This is a genomic window from Vallitalea longa, from assembly GCF_027923465.1.
In the GTDB taxonomy this organism is placed as follows: Bacteria; Bacillota; Clostridia; order Lachnospirales; family Vallitaleaceae; genus Vallitalea; species Vallitalea longa.
The window spans coordinates 1-283 of sequence record NZ_BRLB01000081.1; the positions used below are offsets into that span (position 1 = coordinate 1).

The window sequence follows — 283 nt, forward strand, 5'->3', positions numbered from 1 at the left end:
TCTATCTTCACAAGTTGTTTTCCTCTTAATTCAGCTTTATATTTAAGCATTGCAATGAACATTCCCCAACCATTATCAGATACGCTTTTACCAAATTTCAATGTTTGGCTCATACCTTTCATATTTAAGTCTTCTATCGCTATAGCATTGTATTTATTTACTAATTGAGTAGATAGTTTATGTAAAAAATTCGATCTTGCATTTTTGATTTTATAGTGTATTCTTGCTACTTTAATCTTTTGTTTGTACCAATTATTCGAAAACCTTACCATACGTGATAATT

General features: G+C 28.6%; 1 protein-coding gene. It reads right to left on the reverse strand.

Annotated features, from left to right (window positions below):
* The coding region (locus QMG30_RS24905) for an RNA-guided endonuclease InsQ/TnpB family protein (RefSeq protein ID WP_281819932.1) at nt 1-283 on the reverse strand (283 nt) is incomplete at both ends.